The organism is Ochrobactrum soli, assembly GCF_003664555.1.
GTDB lineage: Bacteria > Pseudomonadota > Alphaproteobacteria > Rhizobiales > Rhizobiaceae > Brucella > Brucella teleogrylli.
The window spans coordinates 1-20,213 of record NZ_RCHH01000011.1 but is presented as its reverse complement, the minus strand read 5'-3'; the positions used below and the strand labels follow the sequence as shown (position 1 = coordinate 20,213).

The following is a 20,213-nucleotide window of genomic DNA, read 5'->3' as shown; positions in this document are numbered from 1 at the left end:
AAGCGTTTTTTGCCTCTATGCACGGGTTAAATGCCGTTATGAATGTCCTGGAGCGGTTCCGGTTAAGACGATTTGTGGAACCGCTCTATCTATTTGTTTTTGAGCATTATCCTACGCATCGAAGCGGGATAAGAAATCAGTCCAGCGAATTGATTTCCCCGCGCAGACGCTACGCACTTTTGCTGGAAATGCTCTAATAGGGGTGAAAATGGATTGGCAGTTGAGGGGATGCATGACTGACGATCAGCTTTTTTCCGTCCGGGGCAAGGTCATTGCCGTGACGGGAGGTTCCTCGGGTCTGGGCCTGCGCATGGTGCATGTGCTGGCGGGCCATGGAGCAAAAGTGATCTCCATTTCGCGCACGCATGCCGGTGAAAGCCTGTGTCCGTCGGGCGGCGAAGTTTTGGAAATCATGGCTGATGTAACCCATCCTGACGAAATCATACGCGCCTTCGATGAAGCCGAGCAGCGTTTCGGGCCGATTACGACCCTGTTCAATAATGCCGGTGTGGCCCATATGGCGCGGGCGCTTGATACGACACGCGATATGCTGGAGCATATTTTCGAGGTCAATGTGGCTGGCGCTTTCTTCGTGGCGCAGGAAGCCGCGCGCCGCATGATCGCTCATGGCGCAGGCGGTTGCATTATCAATACGACCAGCATTCTGGGCGACAGGCCGCAGAAGGGTGCGGCGGCTTATTCCATGTCCAAAGCCTGCATTACCCAGATGACGCGCGCGCTCGCGCTTGAATGGGCCGGGCACGATATCCGCGTCAATGCGATCTCTCCGGGCTGGTTTCCGACCCGAATCAACGAGGAACAGCTCAGCGGACCCGCCGCAGGCTACTTCAAAGGGCGTAATCCACTGCGCCGCCTTGGCGAACCGCAGGATCTTGACGGCGTGGTGCTGATGCTGGCCTCGGATGCCAGCCGCTATATGACCGGCACAATCGTCAATGTGGATGGTGGGCACAGCCTTTGAATGTGTCCATCCGAGCTAGCGATTTATCCGGCTCTGGCAGGCTTTCATCCGGGTTTCCTCCAGTGGTTGTGAAATCCCGGCGATATTCTCTAGTTTTGCTGTAGATCACCCGTGAAGAGCTGATGCCGGGGAAGGCGAAATACAGCCCGTTTTCGCGCTCTGCTTTCGCGGTCAAATTGTTTGAGGTGCTTCGCTTTAAAAGCTTATGGTTGTATTGCTGTTCTCCAGCTTGCAGATAAGTTGTTCCCGTAAAAATAGTTGGGATACATCTTATGGTGGCGGTGGTAACAGCTTGTGGTTTCATTTCGCGAAAGATATTTTTAAGTCATTAGTGCAATAATCGCCCTCACGATAGGGACACAAGCAAGGACATGTGGCGAAGCCGTAAACCTGACATACCTGCAGACGTGCGGCTTTCTTTCATGCGATCACTTTATGGTAATCGCACTACGCTCTGGTTTGGCTTGCTGGCCCATGTGGTGGCCTGTGTCGTCATTTATGTAAAAACACTCGACTGGCATTTCATCGGCTTTGCCGGGCTTTTTGCTGTGGTCGCTCTCGGTCGTCTCTACGACATGCGGCAGTTCGATCGCGCCAGGCTTACCCAACTCACATCCGCCGATCTCGACCGCTGGGAATTGCGCTATCTCATAGGCGCTTCACTGGTCTGCGCAACGCTCGGCATGTTGTGCTTCTTCTCGATCTTCGTGCTGCGCGATCCCTTTGCCGAACTGGCGAGCCTGACCATTTTGCTGGCTTCCGTCGTTTCCATCGTCGGGCGCAATTATGCCTCGGCGAAGGCGGTCGTTCTGATGTCGATCTGCACGCTCATTCCGGTTCTGGCCGGGCTCGTGCTTGCGGGGACTCCCTTTCACATCATTATCGGCCTGCTGCTGATCCCGTATTTCCTGTCCAATATCGAGATGGCGAACGGCCTGCGCGAATTTCTCTTCGCTGCCGTCATGGGCAAGCGGCGCCTGTCGATTGTGGCGGGGCGGTTCGATGCCGCGCTCAATAATATGCCGCAGGGCCTTCTCATGCTCGACGGCCAGAGCCGCATTGCGGTGATCAACAACAAGGCCAAGGCGATGCTGCGGATCGCCGAACACACCAAGCTGCACGGGCGCAGGCTGGAAGTGCTGCTGCGCTATTGCGCGCGGGAAGGGCTGTTTCCGCACAACGACATGACCAATGTGCGCGCCCGCATGACCGATCTCGTTGCCGGGCGCAAGACACGCGACATTTTTCAACTTTCCGGCGAGCGCTATATAGAATGTATCGGCAACCAGACTGTTGGCGACGGCGCGGTTCTCATGTTCGAGGACGTGACGCAGCGTGTCGAGGCAGAAGCCCGCATTCAGCATATGGCGCGGTTCGATGGTCTGACCGGCCTTCCGAACCGTAATTATTTCGAGACCATGGTGCGCACGCTGCGCGCCCACCAGCCGTCGGACAGTTTTGCCGCTCTGGTCGTCATCGACATCAACCACTTCAAGCATGTCAACGATACGCTTGGCCATCACACGGGCGATGTGTTGTTGCGGCTGTTTGCGGAGCGGCTTTATTCGCTCGACCAGCAGCGCTTTGTGGTGTCACGTTTCGGCGGCGACGAGTTCGTGGTGTTTGTGTTCAATCTTCAGACGCAAGCCGAAATTACCGGCGTGATGGATCATATCACCTCGGTCGTGTCCGGCGTTTATGATCTCGATGGCGATCATGTGCATATCGAGATCAGCGCCGGTATCGCGATTGAGAATATCGCGAGCTGCGATGTCGGCAATATGCATATCAATGCCGATCTGGCGCTTTACGAAGCAAAAGGTCATGAAGACCGGCAATGGGCAGTTTTCGTCGGCGCGATGGATACCAAATATCGCAGCCGCCAGAAGCTCAAGGCCGATCTCCGACAGGCCATCGGCAATAATGAAATCAAGGTCGTCTATCAGCCCATCGTCAGTGCGCAGTCTCTGCGCATTGTTGCTTGTGAAGCACTGGCGCGCTGGGAGCATCCGGAGCTGGGCAATGTGCCGCCTGCGGAATTCATCCCGCTGGCTGAGGAAATGGGGATTATCACCGATATCACCCGCTTCATGCTGGAACAGGCCTGCATGGATTGCCTGACCTGGGGGGACCGTATCGGTGTTTCCGTCAATCTGTCGGCCATCGACCTGAAAAGCAGCGAGATTGCCCGTGATATCGCCGCAGCCTTGCAGAAATCCGGGTTGCCTGCACACCGTCTCGAAGTCGAGGTGACGGAAAGCGCGATCATTGCCGACCGCAACAAGACATCCATGGTTCTGCAGCGGCTGAAGAATGCGGGCATCAACATTGCGCTCGACGATTTCGGCACGGGCTATTCCAGCCTGAGCTATCTCAACACGCTGCCGCTGACCAAGGTGAAGGTGGACCGTTCCTTTGTGCGCGACATCACCACCGACCGCCGGTCGCTGATGCTATTGCGCGGTGTGACGCAGCTTTCGCACGAGCTTGGTCTCGGCGTGACCGTCGAAGGCGTGGAAACCGAAGAACAGCTGGCGCTGATCCGCGTTGCCGCCGGTGCCGATCTGGTGCAGGGTTATCTTCTCGGCATGCCGCTGCCCGCCGACACGATCGGCTCGATGACGACGAAATCCGTCACATGGCGCGAGGGCGGCCGTACGGTTGCCTGATCCTTTTTAGGTCGGGACCGTGCGCCCCGTGACAATTGCGCGCGACGGATGCGCTGAACTTCGCTTCAAGAATGAAAAACAGGTTGCCGGGACCGGTCATCGAATTATGGCAAACACGGCAAGAGGCCCTGAAATGCGCTTCAACGCGCATTTATCATCCGGTGGCCCACAAAAACGCTGTCTCGATGTGGCGAATCTGTGGCAATATTATGTCTCAAAAATGGCGCGGGGGCGTATATGCGGTTGAACTTATACCTTTACATGAAGGGAAAGCTGCTTATTCTGCGCGCTGAATTGAAGTGCATGATTTGCATGATTTGGTGGTGCGGAAATCGCTTATATGACTGATTCAGCTGTTTCGGGGGAGAAGCCGCCGCTATCCAATTTTGCGCGACAGCTGCTGCATTTTCTGGATCGTGTCGAGTATCGGCGAATTGTCCATGCGGAGGATCTGGAAGAGATCGGTCGGCTTCGTTATCGTTCCTATCGTACCCGCAATGTGATGGACGAGGCCGAAGTACCGTCCATCATCGACGATATCGACCGGGACAGCCACGCTTTCGTCTATGGCGTGCATGTCGACGGGCAGCTTGTCAGCACATTGCGCATTCATCACATCACGCCCGATCATCGCAAGGGAACGAGCTATGCTCTGTTTCCCGATATTCTCGATCCGCTGCTCAATAGCGGCATGCACTTTGTCGATCCGACCCGCTTTGCCGCCGATCCCGAATTGCTGAGTGAATATCCGGCCATCCCCTATATCACATTGCGCATTGCGGCGATGGCGTCAGAATTCTTCGTGGCAGATCAATGCCTTGCCTCGGTGAAGCCTGAGCATATGGCCTTTTACAAACGCATCTTCGGCACGACGATGATGGCCGATGCGCGCGAACATGCGGGCTATGGCATCAAGGTCGGGCTGGGTGCAGCGCCGATCCGCAATATTCGCGATGCGGTTGCGGTGCGCTTCCCGTTCTTCAAGTCATTACCGCGCGAGCGGCAGGCGATGTTTGCCGATATGCGGGGCGGCTCCGTGCCGCTGACCATCATGGCGACCGCGAAATATACCGGCCTCGGCGCATAAACTGTTCTAAACATTTAAATGTAGCGCATCGCGTGAATTCGATTTACGAACACTGCGGAACCGCTTCATGCGGAGAGAGGGTTGGCTGCGACGAAAAGACTTGCCGTATAGGCCGGGCTTTTGTTGCGGACACGTTGAAGATTGCAGGTGTTTTCGCTTAACATCATGGATGTTGGGTGGAAAATCTGAATGGGTGGAACGAAAATGGCAGAACATCATACGACGGCTCCGGCTGAACTTGGCGCACCGATGGACTATGCTGAGCATGAGAAAACTTATGCCGGTTTCACGGGCCTGGTTAAATGGGGCACGGTGGCGCTCGTCGCCCTTATGATTGCCATGGCGTTCGGCTTTTTCGCTGGTGGTTTCTTTTCCGCGACCATTCTATTTGTCCTAGTCTGCGTCGCCGCCTGGTTCATCCTTTAGCGCATTGACGCGGGCTGGATGACGACATCCGGCCTTGCGAAAATGCAGCAAGATCTAAGAGAGAACCGGGATTAACCCCGCATGATTTGATCGAATGCCTTGGCGTGGGTTACCATGCCGAGGTTTTATGCATGTCTTAGCACTACAGTCGCATTCTTCGCCATGCCGGGCTGCAACCCGCAATTTCCTGCGCACCGGTGCTCGCGTACCCAAAAGTACGCTCCGCTCCGGTGCTCGAAAATCACTCGTTTCGCCACGGCCTGACGAATTTGCAACTGTCGCGTCAATATCAGTTCTTATGAAAGAGCCTCATTTGAGAGGCTCGCAATTCTGCCCGACCGCAAGGCCGGATCAAGCCCGGATCAAGACCATGAAAGGGAAACCAGCTTGGCCCAGACGTTATTTATCCCGCTAGAGAGTGACCCCAACGAGACACGCGTTGCGGCATCGGCGGAGACGGTGAAGAAATTCATCGCGCTCGGCTTCGATGTCGTTGTGGAAAAAGGCGCCGGTGAGAAATCGCGCATCCCCGATGCCGAGTTTACGGCAGCGGGCGCCCGCATCGGCACGGCGGCGGATGCCAAAACGGCAGACGTTGTCCTCAAAGTGCGCCGTCCTACGGATACGGAACTCAAAGGGTATAAATCGGGCGCGGCGCTTTTTGCCATGCTGGACCCTTATGGTCATGAAGACGCGGTGGCAGCACTTGCCAAGGCTGGCATTTCGGCTTTCACGATGGAATTCATGCCGCGCATCACCCGTGCGCAGGTGATGGACGTGCTATCGAGCCAAGCGAACCTTGCCGGTTACCAGGCGGTGATCGACGCGGCGAAAGTCTATGACCGCGCCATGCCGATGATGATGACGGCAGCCGGTACGGTTCCAGCCGCCAAGGTGTTCGTGATGGGGGCAGGCGTTGCGGGTCTTCAGGCCATCGCAACGGCACGACGTCTCGGTGCGGTCGTGACGGCAACCGACGTTCGCCCGGCCGCCAAGGAACAGGTCGCCTCGCTCGGCGCGAAATTCATCGCGGTCGAGGATGATGAGTTCAAGGCTGCCGAAACCTCTGGCGGTTATGCCAAGGAAATGTCGAAGGAATATCAGGCGAAGCAGGCCGCACTCGTCGCCGACCATATCGCCAAGCAGGATATCGTCATCACCACGGCGCTCATTCCGGGCCGTCCGGCCCCGCGTCTGGTGTCCAAGGAAATGGTTGCTTCCATGCGTCCGGGTTCCGTGCTGGTCGATCTCGCGGTCGAGCGCGGCGGCAATGTCGAAGGCGCTGTCGCCGGTCAGATCGCCGAGGTCAATGGCGTCCGGATTGTTGGTCATCTCAACGTTTCGGGCCGCATTGCCGCGAGTGCCTCGCAGCTTTATGCACGCAACCTGATCGCTTTCGTGGAAACGCTGGTCGACAAGGAAACCAAGCTTCTCAAGATCGATCCGGAAGAAGAACTGGTCAAGGCGACGCTTCTGACCCATCAGGGCAAGATCCTGCACCCGGCTTTCGCCAAGGCCGATGCCGCGCCTGCTGTTGTCGCTGAAAAACCGGCTGCAAAGCCGAAAGCCGCACCAAAGCCGAAGGTCGCCAAGGCAGAAGTCGTTGGCGATGCAGCGAAACCTGCTGCGCCGAAAGCGGCGAAAAAAGCGCCTGCAAAAGCACCGAAGGCCGCTGCAAAGTCTTCGTCTTCCCCCAAGTCTCCAGTTGATGGAGGAGAGGCATAATGGCCGAAACTAGTCTCGATAAAGCTCTTGAGAGCTTGAACCAGGCCGCGGATGCCGTCCGTCAGGCTGCGGAAAATGCCGGTGGTCTGGGTGACGCTGCGGCGGCTGCCGCGCATGCCGCATCGGGCGGCGCGATCGATCCGTTCGTGTTCCGCTTTGCGATTTTCATCCTGTCGATTTTCGTCGGCTATTACGTGGTCTGGTCGGTTACGCCTGCACTGCATACGCCGCTGATGGCCGTGACCAATGCCATTTCCTCGGTGATCGTGGTGGGTGCGCTTCTGGCGGTTGGCCTTTCTCTTTCGGGCTGGGCAACCGGCTTCGGTTTCATTGCGCTCATTCTGGCGAGCGTCAACATTTTTGGCGGCTTTCTGGTCACCCAGCGCATGCTCGCCATGTACAAGAAAAAAGAAAAGTGAGGCTGAACCATTATGAGCGTTAATCTCGCAGCCTTCCTTTATCTCGTGTCCGGCGTGCTGTTCATTCTGGCGCTGCGCGGCCTGTCGCATCCGACGACCAGCCGTCAGGGCAATATGTACGGCATGATCGGTATGGCGATTTCCATCGTCACCACGCTTCTGCTAGCGCGTCCAAGCTTCGGCGGTCTGGCACTCATCGTCGTCGGCATCGCCATTGGCGGCGGTATCGGTGCGGTCATCGCGCGCCGGATCGCCATGACGGCCATGCCGCAGCTTGTGGCCGCGTTCCACTCGCTGATCGGTCTTGCCGCCGTTCTGGTGGCCGCTGCCGCACTTTACTCGCCGCATTCCTTCGGTATCGGCGAAGTGGGCCAGATCCACGGTCAGGCGCTGATCGAAATGTCGCTGGGCGTCGCCATTGGCGCGATCACCTTCACCGGCTCGATCATCGCCTTCCTCAAGCTTGACGGTCGCATGTCGGGCAAGCCGATCATGCTGCCGGGACGCCATGTCATCAACGCGGCTCTTGCCGCAGCCATCGTGCTGCTGGTTGTTGTGCTGGTGAATACCGAAAGCCATTTCGTGTTCTGGCTGATCGTGCTTCTGTCGCTGGTGTTCGGCGTGCTGATCATCGTGCCAATCGGTGGCGCGGATATGCCGGTCGTGGTCTCCATGCTCAATTCCTATTCGGGCTGGGCAGCGGCAGGCATTGGTTTCACGCTTGGCAACCTGGCGCTGATCATCACCGGCGCGCTGGTCGGCTCTTCGGGCGCGATCCTGTCCTACATCATGTGCAAGGGCATGAACCGTTCGTTCATCTCGGTCATTCTCGGCGGCTTTGGCGGCGATACGTCTGGCGGCCCGGCTGGCGAGGTTGAACAGCGTCCGGTCAAGCAGGGTTCTGCCGACGATGCGGCCTTCATCATGAAGAACGCTTCCAAGGTCATCATCGTGCCGGGCTATGGCATGGCGGTGGCGCAGGCCCAGCACGCGCTGCGTGAAATGGCTGACAAGCTCAAGGCGGAAGGCGTGGAAGTCAAATACGCCATCCATCCCGTGGCTGGTCGTATGCCGGGCCATATGAACGTGCTTCTGGCCGAGGCCAACGTGCCTTACGATGAAGTGTTCGAGCTGGAAGACATCAATTCGGAATTCGCGCAGGCCGATGTGGCTTTCGTGATCGGCGCCAATGACGTCACCAATCCGGCGGCGAAGACCGATCCGAAGTCACCGATCTTCGGCATGCCGATCCTCGATGTCGACAAGGCTGGCACGGTTCTGTTCATCAAGCGCGGCATGGGCTCCGGCTATGCAGGCGTGGAAAACGAACTGTTCTTCCGCGACAACACCATGATGCTCTTCGCCGATGCGAAGAAGATGGTGGAGAGTATTGTGAAGGCGTTGGATCATTAAGAAGGGAATAGGGGAGTAGGGGAATAGGGGAGTATGTTTGACTTGCAAATATACGGACCGTATTGCCTTACTCCCTTACTCCCTTACTCCCTTACTCCCTTACTCCCTTACTCCCTTACTCCCTTAACATCGCATCCTGCAAAGCGCGCAGTTCGGCGATCTTCGATCCGGGCTGCGGCGCGGCGTTGGCATAGGTGATGAGTTCGCCCTTCTTAATGGGCGCGATGACCGAGCCGTTCTGGAGCAGGCCGCAGGGAATGGCCTTTGCCGCACGTGCTTCCGGCGTCGTCATGATCCACGAGCGATAGCAATATTGGCCAATGGCATCGAGACGGTCGCCGGGCCGCAATTCCTTCTTGGCAACCGCGCAGACTTCCGCCACCGGCTTCGGCAGCGGCACCATGTCGGTTTTGCCGTGCAACACCACGCGCGCCACGGTTAGCGGCACTTCCAGCGAGGTGAGGTGGAAAGGGCGGTGGAAGGTGAAATACGGGCCTTTTCCCATTTTCAAATCTTCCAGACGCTCGACGAGACGGGGATGCTCCATCTTGGCAATGACGAAGACGCCGGGCGATACGCCGCGCCCGATGGAATAATCGACCACGCCGGATTTGTTGAGAACGCCGCCGTCTTCCTTCGGGATCAGGGTGCGATTCAACTCGTCGATTGCGGCCTTGGGGCCGTGCATGCCCGCAATGTCCGGCACAAGCCCGGTGGCGTTGGCGATGGCCGCCATTTCAACCATGGTCTTGGAACCGTCGACGAATTCGACCAGCAGGCGGACATTCATGTTCCGGCGGTCGGCCTCTTCCTGATAATCGTCGGGGATCGCATCGAAATTAAGCGGATTGTTCTTGCCCTTGCCAGCCGCGACAACCTTGTGACCCATGGCGGAAACGAATTCGATCAGTTCCATGCAGGAAGAGGGTTCGTCGCCGGCGCCCAGCGAATAAATCACGCCCTGCTTGTCGGCCTCGGCCTTGAGATAGGGGCCGATGGTGACATCGGCCTCGACATTCATCATCACGAGATGCTTGCCGTTGCGAATGGCCTTTATGCCGGTTTCAGCGCCCACTTCCGGAATGCCGGTGGCGTCGATGACGACATCAATCAGCGGGTTGGAGAGGATCAGGTCATTGTCGCCGGTGACGGCAATCTTGCCGCTCTCAATGGCGCGGGTCATCGCGGCTTCGCTGTTGGCTTCCTGCGCATTGTCTTCATCGCCATAGGCGGTGCGCACGGCCTTGAATGTGTTGGGCAGCCTGCGGGCGGAAAGTGCGCCGACTTCGATGCCCTGCATCCGCGCCACCTGCGTGACGATATCGGTGCCCATTTCGCCAGCGCCAATCAGACCGATGCGGATCGGCTTGCCGGTTTCAGCCCGCGCCGCAAGATCGCGTGCCAGTCCAACCAGTGCCACATTTGTCGTCATGAAACTCTCCGCAAAATGTCAAAGCCACACAGGCGAGATAAATTTGTCACGCTTGTGTTGATATAGGTGCGTAATAGACGAACAGTCTCTATATCAACACCGACAGGCGCGCACCCCCAATCAGCGCGACAAAATATGCATCCCTTTATAGGGCCACTGGAGCCAAAATGAGCAGTGTATCCCCCTTTGATCTTGTGATCTTCGATTGCGACGGCGTTCTCGTCGATAGCGAAGTTCTGTCCTGCCTCGCTTTCGAGCGGGTCTATGCCAGCCACGGCATGGAGCTGCCGCAGGGCACGGTGGCCAAGGGCATCGGCATGAAACAGGCCGATATCATGAAGATGATCGAGGATATGACCGGCCATCGCCTGCCAGATGGCGTCGATGGCGAGTTCTGGCCAGCAACGCGCACACTTTTTGCGGAATCGCTGGAGCCGACCGTGGGTATCGCCAATTTCTTGCGCGAACTGCCGCAGAAGCGTTGCGTGGCATCGTCCTCGCACCCGGAGCGTATTGCGTTCAGTCTGGAGAAGACCGGCATCAGCCATTATTTCGGCGATGCGGTTTATTCGTCCAGCATGGTGAAGCGCGGCAAGCCTGCGCCCGACCTGTTCCTGTTTGCCGCCGACAAGATGGGCGTCGATCCGGCGCGCTGCGTGGTGATCGAGGATTCGCCCTTCGGTGTCGAAGGCGCGATTGCAGCGGGCATGACCGCCTTTGGTTACACCGGCGGCGCGCATACCTATGACGGTCATGCCGAGCGTCTGTCGTCCAAGGGTGCGCATCAGGTTTTCACGCATTGGGATGATATCGCCCGGGAAATTCTGGTTGCTGCCTGAAGTTTATAAGGTAAACAAAGGGCAAATCAGTTCAGCAGGAATAGCCAGCCAATGAAAGACGCAATCACGCTCGACCAGTTGCGCGAAGCAATCGGCACGGAAATCGGATGTTCCGAGTGGCGCGAAGTCACGCAGGAAATGATCAACCAGTTTGCGGATGCAACCGACGATCATCAGTTCATCCATGTCGATCCGGAACGCGCGGCCAAGGAAACGCCTTTTGGCGGCACCATTGCGCATGGCTTTCTGACGCTGTCGCTTTTGTCGACGCTGGCTTATGAAGCGCTGCCGATGCTGGAAGGCGCGACCATGGGCATCAATTACGGCTTCGACAAGCTGCGCTTCCAGTCGCCGGTCAAGACCGGCGCACGGGTGCGCGCGCGCTTCAAGCTGGCCGATGCGGATATTCGCCCATCGGGCCGCGTCGTGAATTATTACGACGTGACGCTTGAAATCGAAAACTCGCTCAAGCCTGCGTTGACGGCCACCTGGCTGACGATAGCCGTCGTGGAGCCGCCGCAAGACTGAGCATCAGGCCGCTTCGCGATATTGCACCGGCAGCCGTCCTTCTTCATCGAGAGGGGCGGCTTTATCTTTATAGGCGGTCATCAGCTCGCGAAAGAAAAACGGGCCATGCAGGAACATGCCCAGGTCGTAAAAATTCTTCTTCTCGGCGCCGCGCACATAGAGAAGGTGCATAAGGAAGAAGTTGCCCTTGGAGCGCTTGTAGCGGTTTTCGCTGTGCACATTCTTGAAGCGGATGCGATGAATGAGCGGCGGGTTTGCCGTCTTGATCTTCAGGGCGCTGGCCGGGTCTGAACCGTAGAAATGGATGATATCCGTCAGCACCTGAAATTCCGACCACAGGACCGGGCTATCTTGAAGCACGACGCGCACATCTTCACGCAGCGCCTTCGCTCGTGGATGCAGCGCGATCATCATCAGGCAGGAGCCGACGGCCAGAAGCGACACGGGTTGCCGTGTCAGAAGCTCGGGGCGGTGGCGTTGAACGGCGGCAAGCGCCTCGACAGCTGGCACGGTGCCGAGACTATGCGCGACGATGATGACCTCGTCGGCCTGACTTTCTTCGATCTTGCGCATCAGCGCGTCAGCGAAGGCCGTCCGACGCTGGTTCAGCTTCGCATTGCGGTCGTAAATGCGATCATAGGCTGCCGACCAGTCGTCGAGCAGATAGGACATGAAGAACTTGTCGCCGGGTTTTCGCACCAGAAGCGTTGCAAGGAAGGCGGCAAGCGGCGCGGACCAGAGAAGATGCAGTACCGAAAAGCCAGCCACCACCGGCGCAGTGGCGATAAGGGCTGCAACAGCCAAAATGGCAAGCGACAGCAGGAAGGGCCACAGGAAGAACAGCACGAAGCGCCAGCTCGTTGTCAGGTAGCGCCAGAGCGTGCCCGTAAACAGGATGTTCATGAAGGCGAAGAAGCCGGTCAGCATTCTCTTCGGTGTCGAGCGCGCGGCATAATCATCGAAAATATCTGCGGTGCCGAACTGGCAGAACTCGGTCTTCGTACGCCAGCCATTGCCTTGTGTCACGGCCATTGTCGTGCCGCTATCGTTTGGTTCGTCCGTCATGGGCGGCAGCTTGGTCTTGGCGTTCCACAGCCGGTCGAAATCTTTCAACACTTGCGCGTGGCGCACACGGACGGCTTTGGGGTGCAGGCCTTCATAGCCTGTGAACTGGATAACGAGTCGCTTGCGGAGGGACATGAAACAAACAAATGGAATCAGAAAAGGGAAACGCCGCCGAAAGATCGGCAGCGCCGTACAATGTCTCCTTCTGGACGACTAATGAGGCCGAATTACGCGGGAAACAGCGGGTCCATTAGCGCATTCGGCCCGCGCGAACCATAGTGAATTGGTGTAAGGACGGTATTTCCTAACAGCGGTGGGCAAAGTTGCATGTTGAGGTGGACAGCCGGGGCTCTTTCTGGTATTAGCCAGCACCAATTTGCAGCGTTTCCGTTGCGAAGCTTGGGAGCCTTAGGGCGTTGCTCGGCCGGTCAGACCGGCTGAAATCGTTAAAAGACCCCCGAACGGCCTCAGGCTTAACCGAAATTCTAACCGATACGGGAATACACGTGCAGGTACTCGTCCGCGATAATAATGTTGATCAGGCTCTCCGCGCTCTCAAGAAAAAGATGCAGCGCGAAGGTATCTTCCGCGAAATGAAGATGCGCGGCCACTACGAAAAGCCATCTGAAAAGCGCGCTCGCGAAAAGGCAGAAGCCGTTCGTCGCGCTCGCAAGCTCGCTCGCAAGCGTGCGCAGCGTGAAGGCCTCGTTGGCGGCGCCCGCGGCGCTCGCTGATCGACCTCAAAACAGGCGCCGCTTTTGTGGCGCCTTTTTGTTTTCCGGTGTGGCTTAAGGCTGCGCCGGATTTTGCGCGTTTTGATTTCAAAGTTTTTGTTGCTGAAACAACTCGGTTTCATCCTTTTATTAAAGTTTAGCGTCGGCCCCAAAAAAGTTTCTAGACTTTGCCGGGCCAGTTATGTGTAAAAACATATAATTAGGATATTCAGCTTTCGGGCCGGGTATCGAAAGGCGATACAGACTTTTTGCTGCCGCCTTTTCGCTGTCTTTATCTGACAGTTGAAGCGCTCATGCGCCGAAACCGGAGCCGGGGCGGGATGGAGAGAAACGGGTCGTCAATGCCCGGTTCGATGGAACTAAAAGGAACACTGTCGTTGCCAACACGCTTCAAGGTGATGCAATCGTCCGGGACAAAGGTTTCGGGTTTCGAGACATTGGGTGGAAACCCCGCGGCTGGAATCGGTCGTCACGGTTTTTTGATTGCCGCCACGCTGTTGGCTCTGGCTGTGGCCGGTTGCCAAAGCTCGACCACAACGGCGCTGAGCACAGTTGATCGGGCACAGGGTTCGAGCGAGAATATCAGCTCGCTTACGAGTGTGATCCAGTCCAATCCGCGTGATCCCGAAGGCTACAATGTTCGCGGCTCCGCCTATGGCAAGGCCGGGCGCTACAAGGAAGCGATCCGCGATTTCGATCAGGCGATTGCGCTCAATCCGAATTTCTATCAGGCCTATTCCAACCGCGCGCTGGTCTATCGCTATATGGGCGATACCAACAAGGCTGCGCAGGATTACAGCAAGGCGATCCAGCTCAATGGACAATATGACGCCGCCTATATCGGTCGCGGCAATGTTTACCGTCAGGCGGGCCGTCTCGATCAGGCGCTGAGCGATTTCAATCAGGCCATCGCCTTGCAGACGACTGACGGTCGCGCCTATCACAATCGCGGCCTGATCTATCAGGCCAAGGGCCAGCACAAGCAGGCCATCGAGGATTTCTCCAAGGCGATTTCGCTCAACTCCACGGCCCCGGAGCCATATAATGGCCGCGGCCTTTCCTATGTGGCGTTGAACGACTTCGACAATGCTTTCGATGATTTCAACACCGCGATTACGCTGGATCAGGGCGTTGCGGAAAGCTGGGCCAATCAGGCGCTGGTTTATGAGCATCGCGGCGAGAAGGCGAAGGCTGCCAGCTCCTATGCAAAGGCGGTGCAGCTCGATCCGAAATACCAGCCGGCGAAGGACGGTTTGTCACGCACACGCGGATAATTCGCAAAAACATTTCCAAATGAAAGGCGGCGCGTCCCAAAATGGGGTGCGCCGCTTTTCTTTATACAAGCCCGCGATATATTACTGACTATGTCGCTCTTCGATCACATAGGCTTCAAAGCCAAAGATATTCGCCGTAGCCTTTCATTCTATGAAAGCTGCATGCCCGAACTTGGGCTGGAAGTTATTGCGCGTTCGGGCAGTGGCTTCTTCGTTAGCGGCGGGGAGAGGGCGCCCGTGCCCTTCCTCTGGATACATGGCGCGGAAGCCGGTGCGGCTACGGACGCTGCCGACACGAAGCCGGGCGATCGTCTGCATCTCATGTTCACGGCTGGAAGTCGCGATGCGGTGGAGGCGTTTCATCGCGTGGCGTTGAACGCTGGTGGCAGCGACAGCGGCGGCCCCGCTTATCAGGGGCCGGAAGAGATGGGCTATTTTGCCGCTTTGGTCTTCGACCCCGACGGAAACACGCTGGAAGCGGGTTTCCGTGAGAGGAGGCGATAAGCAAGATTGATTTGATCAGGCGCGCAGGTTGCGCTTGTCGAGGCGGCTGACCAGACGGTCGCCGATCCACTGGATGCCGCAGACCATGATGATCAGGATGATCACCACGGCGATCATGATCTGCGTTTCAAACCGCTGATATCCGTACCGGATGGCAAGATCGCCCAGACCGCCCGCGCCGATGGCGCCAGCCATGGCCGAAGCGCCCACCAGCGTGATGATCGTCACGGTGAAACCCGCAATGATGCCGGGCAGGGCTTCCGGCACCAGCACTTCGCGCACGATTGTCCAGCGACTTGCACCCATGGAGCGCGCAGCTTCGACCAGACCATTGTCCACCTCGCGCAGCGATACTTCCGCGATGCGCGCATAATAGGGGATGGCCGCAATTGAGAGCGGCACGATGGAGGCCCATGTGCCGATAGACGTGCCGACGATGAAGCGGGTCACCGGGATAAGCGCCACCAGAAGAATGATGAACGGAACCGAGCGGAAGCCGTTGATGATCGCGCCCAACACGGTGTTGACTGTCAGGTTCTGGGCAAGGCCGCCGCGCTCGGTCAGGATCATGATGAGGGCAAGCGGCAGACCGACGACGAGCGAAATCAGGCTCGAAAAGCCGGTCATGATGATGGTCTCCCAGAAGGAGCGCCAGAGAAGATCAAGCATTGCCTGAGACATAGCCGAGTACCTCCGTGGCGTCTGCATGGGTGTTGAGATAGCCGATAGCGGCTTCGAATTTCGCTTTGTCCTGAGCGGGCAGGCTGATGAAGAGCGTGCCGACCGGCTCACCCTGGATCGTATCCATGCCGCCATGGATCAGCTGCGGCACAAGGCCGGTGGCCGCTGCCACATCGTTGAAGAAAGCGCCGCGCGCAGCTTCGCCTGAAAGCTTGACGCGAAGGATGGCCCGATCTCCCGCCTTGTCGGTTAGGCGTGCGCGCCACGAGGCAGGCAGTTCCGGCGTCAGCACCTGCAACATGCTCTGCGTGACGGGCGACTGCGGATTGGCGAAAACTTTCCAGACCGGACCCTCTTCGGCAATCGCGCCGTGATCGAGCACGATGACGCGGTCGGCGATGCGGCGGATGACCTCCATCTCGTGGGTGATGAGCAGGATGGTCAGGCCAAGTTTGGTATTGATGTCCTTCAGCAGCGCCAGAATGGACTGGGTGGTTTCGGGGTCGAGCGCCGAGGTCGCTTCATCGGAGAGCAGAACGGCAGGCTCTGCGGCAAGCGCGCGCGCAATGCCGACGCGCTGCTTCTGGCCGCCGGAAAGCTGCGCCGGATAATGGTTCGCCTTGTCGGAGAGGCCGACGAGTTCGAGCAGTTCGGCGACGCGGCGGGCGCGCTCGGCTTTGGGCTTACCTGCGATCTTCAGCGGCAATGCAATGTTTTGGGCAACAGTCTTGGCCGAGAGCAAGTTGAAATGCTGGAACACCATGCCGATGCGACGGCGCAGCGGGCGCAGTTCGGTTTCGCCGAGGCCGGTGATTTCGCGGCCCTCGATGCGGATCGAACCGGAGTCGGGCTTTTCGAGGCCGTTGACGCAGCGGATCAGCGTGGACTTGCCCGCGCCGCTGCGACCGATAATGCCAAGGATTTCGCCGCGCGCGACGGAGAGCGACACGCCATTGATGGCTGCCGTGTTACCGAACATTCGGCGCACGTCTTTCATATCGACGATGGGCGCTGATGCGGTGGAGGGCGGTTCAATGGTCACGGCGGGGGTCAAGGGGGTCACATTCGTTTCTTCTATAGTTTGATGCGCTGCTGCGAACAGCGGCAAACTGCAATCGGATAAGGCGTCAATGACGGATGATGCCTGTTCAGGCTAAGGCCTGTTCTGGCCAAGCTTGGCCTCTTGCCGATGCTTTTGGGCAATTTTTTTCCATACGTCAATAAAAGCCGCGCCGGAAACACGTTCCGGCGCGGTGTATTGAAAATGAAAAGCTTAGTTCCAGGCCGGGATGCCGGTGCCCTTATAGGCGCGGTCGAGTTCGGCCTTCACGGCGTCGTTCTGGAACGAAGCGACCAGGTTCTTCACCCATTCGGCGTTTTCGTCTTCAGTGCGAACAGCGATGAAGTTGTTGTAAGGATTGTTTTCCTTCGACTCCCAGCCGATGGCTTCTTCCTTCTTCAGATCCGCCTTGGCAGCCCAGTCATTGTTGACGATGGCAGCGTCGAGATCGTCGATGGAACGACCGACCACACCGGCGTCGAGTTCCTTGATCTCAAGCTTCTTCGGGTTTTCGACAATGTCGATCGGGGTGGCCAGAATGCCTGCATCCGGCTTCAGCTTGATCAGGCCCTTTTCTTCGAGAACGCGAAGCGCACGGCCTTCGTTCGACGGATCGTTCGGCACGCCGACGACGGCGCCTTCCTTCAGTTCGTCGAGGCTCTTGTGCTTGCGCGAATAGATGCCGATTGGCCAGACGGCAGTGTAGCCAGCAACGCTGATCTTGTAGCCGTGCTGCTTGATCTGCTCATCGAGATAAGGCTTGTGCTGGAAGGCGTTGGCGTCGATTTCCTTGCGCTCCAGAGCTTCATTCGGCTGGTTATAGTCGTTGAAGGTCACGCGCTCAATATTGAGGCCGTGCTTCTTGCCTTCTTCGGCAACGACTTTCCAGACGTCTTCGTCTTCGCCGCCCATGATGCCGACCTTGATGGTCTTGTCTTCTGCATGGCTCGGAGCCGAGGCGAAGCCAACGGTCAGCGCGGCTGCGGTGAAAAGAAGGGCTTTCAGACCGGCGCGGCGGGTCAAAGCGTAACGGGAAAGGGCTGACGACATCTTTGTTTTCCTTAGCTGAACATTTTGGAAAGCCGGTCCCGGATTGCGATCATTAGATGATCATTCTCCCCAGCCCTCCCTGATGCCGATAATTCCCGTTTGCATGGGAATAAACAAGGAAAATTTTTTCTGAAAACCGTGCGGCTGCAAATCTGAAATTGCGTTCACAGACGCGTGAGCGGATTGCCATTTCCGCTCACTGTTCTCTCAGGATTCTCGTTCTATCGATTATCCGCGATAATCATCTGTGCAGCCTTCTCGGCGATCATCAGCGTCGGCGAATTGGTGTTGCCGGACGTGATGGTGGGCATGATGGACGCATCGGCAATGCGGAGACCCGCAATGCCATTGACCCGCAGGCGCGGATCGACAATCGCTTCGCTGTCCTGCCCCATGCGGCAGGTGCCGACCGGGTGGAATATCGTCGTGCCGATATCACCTGCGGCCTTTTCCAGCTGTTCCTGCGTTTCGTAAGCAGGGCCGGGCTTGAACTCCTCCGGGCGATATTGCTGCAAGGGTGCCTGCGCCACGATATTGCGGGTGAGGCGGATTGCATCGGCGGCGACGCGACGGTCGCTTTCCGCCGCCAGATAGTTCGGCCGGATGGCGGGTTGCGCACGGTGATCCGGTGACTTGACGTGGATCGAGCCGCGACTGTCGGGGCGCAGATTGCACACGCTGGCCGTGAAGGCGGGGAAGGGGTGAACGTTTTCGCCGAATTTTTCGAGGCTGAGTGGCTGCACATGATATTGCAGATTGGCGGTTTCATAAGACGGGTCCGACCGGGTGAACACGCCAAGCTGGCTCGGTGCCATCGACATGGGGCCGGACTGGCGCAGCAGATATTCCAGCCCGATCATCGCCTTGCCAGAAAGCTTGTTGGCCTTTTCATTGAGGGTCGGAATGCCCGTGACCTTATAGGCGCAGCGCAATTGCAGGTGATCCTGCAGGTTTTCGCCGACCTGTTTGCGCTCCAGCGCAACCGGAATGCCTGCCTGTTGCAGCACGTCACCGCGTCCGACGCCCGACAGTTCCAGCACATGCGGAGAGCCGACGGCACCCGCGGCCAGTATCACTTCGCGCCTTGCCTTGACGGTACGGGTCGCGCCGTTCTGGTCGAAGGTCACGCCATTGGCGCGCATTTCCGCAATCTCGATGCGGCGCACCTGCGCGCCGGTTTCGACGCGCAGGTTTTTGCGGTTCAGTGCCGGGCGCAGAAAGGCCTTGGCGGAATTCCAGCGAATGCCACGCTTCTGGTTGACCTTGAAATAGGACACGCCTTCATTGTCACCGCGATTGAAGTCGTCGGTGGCGGGAATGCCCGCCGCAACGGCGGCATCGCGAAAAGCGTCGAGAATATCCCAATGCAGGCGGGCATTTTCGACGCGCCATTCGCCGCCCGCGCCGTGCAACGCGCTGGCACCGGCGTAATAGTCTTCGGATTTCTTGAAGAGAGGCAGCACGTCGTCCCAGCCCCAGCCTTCGCAACCGGCTTGTCGCCACAGATCGTAATCGCGGGCCTGACCGCGCATATAGATCATGCCGTTGATCGACGAGCAGCCGCCCAGCACCTTGCCGCGCGGATAGCCGAGCGCGCGACCGTTCAGGCCGGGTTCGGCTTCCGTGGTGAAGCACCAGTCGGTGCGCGGATTGCCGATACAATAGAGATAGCCGACCGGGATATGAATCCACGCATAATTGTCCTTGCCGCCCGCTTCGAGCAGCAGGACGGAACGGTCCGGGTTCTCGGATAGTCGGTTCGCCAGCGCACAGCCTGCCGTGCCCGCGCCAACCACGATGTAATCGTAGGTGTCGGTCATGATTGTATATCCAGTAAAATGTGGAGCCGCGATCAGCGGATACAGCGACTCATTGAGTAGTGTTTACCCGAACAGTTTCTTTCCCAAACGCGAGGCATAGAACTCTCCGACGATACCTTTACGGAAGAGGATGACGCATGCCATGAAGATGATGCCGGTGACGATTGTGACGGGGAAGTCGGACGTTGCGAGATAGTTCTGCAAGGCGACGACGAAGGCAGCGCCAACGATGGGCCCGATCAGCGTGCCGATCCCGCCAAGCAGCGTCATCAGGATCACTTCACCCGACATTTGCCAGCCGACATCGGTGAGCGTTGCAAACTGGAAGACGAGCGCCTTCAGACCGCCTGCAAGGCCCGCAAGAGCAGCCGACATCACGAAAGCGGCCAGCTTGTAGCGATTGACGGAGTAACCGAGCGATATGGCGCGGTTTTCATTCTCGCGCACCGATTTCAGGATCATGCCGAAGGGCGAGTTGATGATGCGCCAGATGGCAAACACGCCG

General features: G+C 57.9%; 19 protein-coding genes. 12 read left to right on the top strand and 7 right to left on the bottom strand.

Going from position 1 to position 20,213, the window contains the following annotated elements:
• The first annotated feature begins 232 nt into the window (after window positions 1-232).
• From D8666_RS17165 to D8666_RS17135, 7 genes are all read left to right on the top strand, one after another.
• Window positions 233-982 carry an SDR family NAD(P)-dependent oxidoreductase gene (locus tag D8666_RS17165; RefSeq protein ID WP_109369621.1) on the top strand — a complete coding sequence of 250 codons (750 nt, stop codon included), beginning with the start codon at window positions 233-235 and terminating at the stop codon, window positions 980-982.
• Window positions 983-1,353: 371 nt separating this feature from the next.
• Window positions 1,354-3,651: a putative bifunctional diguanylate cyclase/phosphodiesterase gene (locus tag D8666_RS17160; protein ID WP_109369620.1), complete on the top strand. Its 2,298-nt coding sequence runs from the start codon at window positions 1,354-1,356 to the stop codon at window positions 3,649-3,651.
• Window positions 3,652-3,991: 340 nt separating this feature from the next.
• Window positions 3,992-4,738, top strand: a complete 747-nt coding sequence (locus tag D8666_RS17155; protein WP_109369619.1) for an N-acyl amino acid synthase FeeM domain-containing protein — start codon at window positions 3,992-3,994, stop codon at window positions 4,736-4,738.
• Window positions 4,739-4,942: 204 nt separating this feature from the next.
• Window positions 4,943-5,164 (top strand): aa3-type cytochrome c oxidase subunit IV, encoded by a 222-nt coding sequence (locus D8666_RS17150; RefSeq protein WP_109370289.1) that lies wholly within the window; start codon window positions 4,943-4,945, stop codon window positions 5,162-5,164.
• Window positions 5,165-5,551: 387 nt separating this feature from the next.
• Entirely contained in the window at window positions 5,552-6,889 is a 1,338-nt protein-coding gene (locus tag D8666_RS17145; protein WP_109369618.1) for a Re/Si-specific NAD(P)(+) transhydrogenase subunit alpha, read from the top strand.
• On the top strand, window positions 6,889-7,308 hold the full coding sequence (locus D8666_RS17140; RefSeq protein WP_021587083.1) for a proton-translocating transhydrogenase family protein: 420 nt from the start codon (window positions 6,889-6,891) through the stop codon (window positions 7,306-7,308). The genes D8666_RS17145 and D8666_RS17140 overlap by 1 nt, the downstream gene beginning before the upstream one ends.
• A 12-nt stretch (window positions 7,309-7,320) precedes the next feature.
• Window positions 7,321-8,721: an NAD(P)(+) transhydrogenase (Re/Si-specific) subunit beta gene (locus D8666_RS17135; RefSeq protein ID WP_109369617.1), complete on the top strand. Its 1,401-nt coding sequence runs from the start codon at window positions 7,321-7,323 to the stop codon at window positions 8,719-8,721.
• 115 nt (window positions 8,722-8,836) lie between these two features.
• Here the strand turns inward: D8666_RS17135 and D8666_RS17130 are convergent, their stop codons facing one another.
• Window positions 8,837-10,153, bottom strand: a complete 1,317-nt coding sequence (locus tag D8666_RS17130) for a 1-deoxy-D-ribulose 5-phosphate reductoisomerase (protein WP_109369616.1) — start codon at window positions 10,151-10,153, stop codon at window positions 8,837-8,839.
• Window positions 10,154-10,320: 167 nt separating this feature from the next.
• Here D8666_RS17130 and D8666_RS17125 point away from each other — a divergent pair, with 167 nt between their 5' ends.
• Together D8666_RS17125 and D8666_RS17120 are read left to right on the top strand one after the other, a co-directional pair.
• Window positions 10,321-10,992, top strand: a complete 672-nt coding sequence (locus D8666_RS17125) for an HAD family hydrolase (protein ID WP_109369615.1) — start codon at window positions 10,321-10,323, stop codon at window positions 10,990-10,992.
• A gap of 51 nt (window positions 10,993-11,043) precedes the next feature.
• Window positions 11,044-11,520 carry a MaoC family dehydratase gene (locus tag D8666_RS17120; protein WP_109369614.1) on the top strand — a complete coding sequence of 159 codons (477 nt, stop codon included), beginning with the start codon at window positions 11,044-11,046 and terminating at the stop codon, window positions 11,518-11,520.
• A gap of 3 nt (window positions 11,521-11,523) precedes the next feature.
• Here the strand turns inward: D8666_RS17120 and D8666_RS17115 are convergent, their stop codons facing one another.
• The gene (locus D8666_RS17115; protein ID WP_109369613.1) at window positions 11,524-12,720 is read right to left on the bottom strand and encodes an alpha/beta hydrolase; all 1,197 of its coding nucleotides are present in this window, start codon (window positions 12,718-12,720) and stop codon (window positions 11,524-11,526) included.
• Window positions 12,721-13,091: 371 nt separating this feature from the next.
• Between D8666_RS17115 and rpsU the strand changes: the two genes are divergently transcribed.
• The 3 genes from rpsU (at window position 13,092) to D8666_RS17100 (ending at window position 15,097) form a co-directional block, all read left to right on the top strand.
• Window positions 13,092-13,319, top strand: coding sequence for a 30S ribosomal protein S21 (rpsU, locus tag D8666_RS17110; protein ID WP_078341232.1), 228 nt, complete (start codon window positions 13,092-13,094; stop codon window positions 13,317-13,319).
• A gap of 353 nt (window positions 13,320-13,672) precedes the next feature.
• Window positions 13,673-14,593, top strand: coding sequence for a tetratricopeptide repeat protein (locus D8666_RS17105; RefSeq protein ID WP_109370288.1), 921 nt, complete (start codon window positions 13,673-13,675; stop codon window positions 14,591-14,593).
• A gap of 90 nt (window positions 14,594-14,683) precedes the next feature.
• The gene (locus D8666_RS17100) at window positions 14,684-15,097 is read left to right on the top strand and encodes a VOC family protein (protein WP_109369612.1); all 414 of its coding nucleotides are present in this window, start codon (window positions 14,684-14,686) and stop codon (window positions 15,095-15,097) included.
• A 15-nt stretch (window positions 15,098-15,112) separates the two neighbouring features.
• Here the strand turns inward: D8666_RS17100 and D8666_RS17095 are convergent, their stop codons facing one another.
• From D8666_RS17095 to D8666_RS17075, 5 genes are all read right to left on the bottom strand, one after another.
• Window positions 15,113-15,778, bottom strand: coding sequence for a methionine ABC transporter permease (locus tag D8666_RS17095; protein WP_109369611.1), 666 nt, complete (start codon window positions 15,776-15,778; stop codon window positions 15,113-15,115).
• Window positions 15,759-16,820 (bottom strand): methionine ABC transporter ATP-binding protein, encoded by a 1,062-nt coding sequence (locus D8666_RS17090; RefSeq protein ID WP_121538882.1) that lies wholly within the window; start codon window positions 16,818-16,820, stop codon window positions 15,759-15,761. Before D8666_RS17090 ends, D8666_RS17095 begins: the two co-directional genes overlap by 20 nt.
• A 231-nt stretch (window positions 16,821-17,051) precedes the next feature.
• Window positions 17,052-17,888 (bottom strand): MetQ/NlpA family ABC transporter substrate-binding protein, encoded by an 837-nt coding sequence (locus tag D8666_RS17085; RefSeq protein ID WP_109369609.1) that lies wholly within the window; start codon window positions 17,886-17,888, stop codon window positions 17,052-17,054.
• 221 nt (window positions 17,889-18,109) lie between these two features.
• Window positions 18,110-19,708, bottom strand: a complete 1,599-nt coding sequence (locus tag D8666_RS17080; protein ID WP_109369608.1) for a GMC family oxidoreductase — start codon at window positions 19,706-19,708, stop codon at window positions 18,110-18,112.
• A 63-nt stretch (window positions 19,709-19,771) separates the two neighbouring features.
• On the bottom strand, window positions 19,772-20,213 hold a 442-nt coding region (locus D8666_RS17075; protein WP_147438010.1), incomplete at its 5' end, for a branched-chain amino acid ABC transporter permease.